The 3,850-nt window shown below is 37.9% G+C and carries 3 protein-coding genes; all 3 read right to left on the reverse strand.

Annotation, left to right across the window (positions count from 1 at the left end):
* Positions 1 to 131: 131 nt before the first annotated feature.
* The 3 genes from ACRD69_RS25195 to ACRD69_RS25205 are packed head-to-tail and all read right to left on the reverse strand — an operon-like array spanning position 132 to position 3,707.
* A complete protein-coding gene (locus ACRD69_RS25195) occupies positions 132 to 1,181 on the reverse strand; it encodes a tyrosine-type recombinase/integrase (protein WP_430817905.1) in 1,050 nt (349 codons plus the stop codon).
* On the reverse strand, positions 1,165 to 2,469 hold the full coding sequence (locus ACRD69_RS25200; protein ID WP_430817906.1) for a tyrosine-type recombinase/integrase: 1,305 nt from the start codon (positions 2,467 to 2,469) through the stop codon (positions 1,165 to 1,167). The genes ACRD69_RS25195 and ACRD69_RS25200 overlap by 17 nt, the downstream gene beginning before the upstream one ends.
* Complete coding sequence (locus ACRD69_RS25205; protein WP_430817907.1) at positions 2,466 to 3,707, reverse strand: tyrosine-type recombinase/integrase; 1,242 nt, start codon at positions 3,705 to 3,707, stop codon at positions 2,466 to 2,468. The genes ACRD69_RS25200 and ACRD69_RS25205 overlap by 4 nt, the downstream gene beginning before the upstream one ends.
* Positions 3,708 to 3,850 lie beyond the last annotated feature (143 nt).

The raw sequence follows: 3,850 nt of genomic DNA on the forward strand, positions 1-3,850 counted from the left end.
CAGGATTATCCTAACTAAAACATTATCCCAACTTCCAGAACAAATATTTTAGTTTACAGCGTGTTAATATTATGAAAGTTGGAATAATATTTCTTCAACAAAGTGGACTGTCTTTATTAATCATCAGGTACTTATTCTCTGAGTCCAAGATATTGTAGCAAGTCCTGCTTCTTTCGGATATTTTTCCACTTTTTACCGATATCCTTCACGAAATCATCTTCAAGCGTTGCCAAAGCCTGATTCTTTTGTTCCGTAGATACAAAAATATAGCGCATCGTTGTGTTTATGTCAGTATGCCCCATAAGTCTTTGGATAGCAACGATATTAAGATGTTGCTCAAGCCAATGACTGGCCCGTGCATGTCTTAGCTGGTGGCAGTGTAGATTCTCTGGCACCTCTGGATTAATACAATGTGCTTTCTTCGCATATATTTTTAGACGTTTGTTTACAGCTTCCTGTGTGAGTTTCTTTTTCCTTCCGTCATAACGAACGAAGAATAACAGGTCAACAGGATTAGTTTTTTTGCCATGGAACATCTCAATATAGCCTTTTAGGACTTTTGCTACTTCTTTTAGTATTGGTGGTGATCTTCTTTTGGCTCCCTTCCCCAAGACTGCTATATAGTTCTTACCGATCGGCTCATTTAAATGGATATCAGACATTTTTAATGATAGCACTTCGTCAATACGAGCTCCAATGCTGTAAATCAAGTAGAATAGTGTAAAATCACGTTTTCCGATTTTGGTTTTGAGGTCAATGACATGTAAAAGAGTCTTAACGGCCTCTTGTGTCACTTCCAGCTGCGCTGGTTTTATATATCGCATTTGCTTAACTTCCCGTGCCTCCATTCCCAACTGTACAAAACGAATGTCCTTTTTGCTCAAAAAATTAAGAAAGTTCTTCAAGCCAGCCAAGCGTTGATTACAAGTGGAGTTGGAGCAACTTCTTTCATTCTTTAGCCATAGCATCCATTCCTGAATATTAGTGATCGAAAAACAATCGCCTGAGAGGTTACCAAAATTGCTTGACTTGGTATCTTTAAGGAAGATCGCGTATAGAGTAATGGCTTCATGATATGAGCGTAGGGTATGAATACTTAAAGCCCTCACCTCAGGAAGATATACATTCTCCCACTCTCGTACTGCTTTTGCAATAACGAGAGATTCAGTCAGTTTTTTCATAATCAAAAAAGTTTGTAAGATCTGGTAACATGTCATAAAGAGCTTGTCCTGTCAGTTCTTCCAACTGCTTAAAGAACAAAGGAACAAGTTGATAGTAATAGCAGGTGCTTTCAATTTTACGGTGTCCCATCGAGTGGCTGAGGAAGAGTAGCTTATCAAACCACTCCGTACCGTCATATTCCCAACTATTGATGTTGGATACAGCGTAAAGACTGCGGAGGTCGTAAGCCCGTGCAGGTTCATAGGATATGGTTCTCCAGATATTTCTAAAGTTATTTGAATGCCATGCAACCCCGTGGTAGTAGTCATCCTTGTTTGGAAAAAATATTTTCCTATTAGGCATAAGTCGTTCCATTGCTTTATTATATTGCTTTAACAAATTCCACATGGTTGGATGCAATGCTACTCTGTGTTGATCAAGACCTTTAGAATGGGCAATGTTGATTATGCCATTTGTGAGATCAACATCTTTGCACCTGAGCATACGAGCCTCGTTTGTGCGCATACCGGTACTGTAAAGTAACCTGAAGTATACAGGAACCTGTATTTTCCTAAGTTTATATTTCAACTCGTTTTGCCACCCAACAAGTTTTATTGTGGCGGTGGAATGAAAAAATACATTTAATTCATTCTGATTAAATCCATGAGGAGTATATGTGGATCTTTCGTTAGGCAAGCTGTCTGGAATTAACACATTTGTCCATCCATGTTTGTTGGTATATTTTAAGAACTTGCACACCGGACTTACCCGTAAATTCCGTGATTTACATTGTTCTTCAGGTCTTTTACTGCACCATCCATTGACAATATTATTATTGAGTGAATTTTCGTCTGGTCCTATAGATGCGCAGTATTTGTTAAAGCGTATCAGAGTCTTATGTGTAAACCTTGACAAATGATTCGATGCTTTCAGGTAAAAGATGTATTTATCCATCATCTCAGATATGAACGTTTTAGCCAAAGGAAGTTCCGTTTCTGATATAACCTTCTTTGGCCTGGAGATTTGGATAAGTGTCGGTAGTATTAATGACGTATAGCCGAAACTGTTAGTGTACCTGAGGAACTGTCGAATACAACCGGCTCGTGTGTTGTGTGAGAGTTCAGTCTCTCCCTGACGTTTAATACACCATTCATCAACCAACTTTTGCGATATATACAGTGTCTTTCTTTTATTCACACAGTAGCTTGTAAACGTTGTTAATGGAAGGAAACTCTGATGCCCTAATTTCTTACCTTTGGATCTATGGTATTCTAAATAGGTATTAGCCAGTTCTTCAATAGTTTTCATACCTGGAACACCTCCTTTCCTACGGGATACTTTTCAATGCTTAATCCACATTCACGGAGATGTTTGATGTCAGTATAGATATATGGATTTAAAGATTCCGGTGATTGGTGTCCTAGAATATCACTGATAATCTTGGGCTGAACACCATTTTCGAGGACCTTAGATGCCAGGTATCGTCGGAACAGCCGGATACCATTTTCTTTATCATCGCCCCTGATTCCTATTTTTTCAAAAAAACGCCTGATGATACCACCTATAGTACTTGAGTCCATTGGATTTTCCGGATCGTGGACATTTGTGAAAATACTTTTTATATCTAAGTTCCTCGGACGTTCATTTAAGAGGTAATTTATCAAGGGGTTACCAACGACAGCTCTAAGTGGTAAAACAATAGGCTGTTGCGTTTTAGATTGGGTAAGTATGATTAGGTCCCTTTCTAAATCAATATTGTTAATCTGCATTTGAGCTATGTCGGTTCCTCTTAATGCAGTATATAAAGCCATTGACACAACAGCTTTATCGCGCAAAGACAAATCATTTCGTGCTCCCTCTTGTAAATTCTCCTTAATAATTCGAATCTCATCATTGACAAGGGTAGTAAAATTCTTTCTGCCGTTTTTTAAACAAGGCATGTCTTCAATAATACGTGTGCATTCAGCATAGTAATCGGTCTTTATAGTTGCTTTTAATACCGTTTTGATTTTAGTCTTATACGAGCAACCTCGCAGCTGTTTGCATCCATCATAGAAGAAGGATAGTATCATCGATTCTGTGACACCAAATGGATCATTCGCCCCATTTCGTTGCATATGATACAAAAAGGTGGAAGCTGCATTCGATTCTACTCTTATTGACTTTTCACTTTTGCATTCCTTTAGAGCAACTTGTTTATAATGATCTACAATGCCTTTGAATATAGGATTCAAGTGATCATAACTGCACTCTCGGTATTGAACTGGAGCGAATTTGAGCCGGTTGGGAAAATGATCGAATTCATCAAATCCTTGAATAGTACGCACAGAGGTGCGATAATAACCAAGTCTTTTAGTGCTTCCTTCAATACCTTCTTTGGAAATAAATTTCTTGTAAAAATCATTGTAAGACGTGTATTCTCCTTCATGATCAAACAATCGTCTGAACATGACCTTAACGCCACCAATGGTGACGCTACCAAACCCATTAGCTTTCATATATTCTAAAAGCTCTGGATGCGTTTTCTTTAGTTTTTTAATATCCATATATTATTTTTTAGCGGTGAAACTCAAGAATAATATACGGATGAAAGGGAAAATATCATCCTAACTTTTAGATGATTAGGCGGCTGCATACCAGATGATGTGATAATTAATTTAGGATAAGATTCTTGTTCGGATAATCCTGA

The organism is Carboxylicivirga agarovorans, from assembly GCF_050589845.1.
In the GTDB taxonomy this organism is placed as follows: Bacteria; Bacteroidota; Bacteroidia; order Bacteroidales; family Marinilabiliaceae; genus Carboxylicivirga; species Carboxylicivirga agarovorans.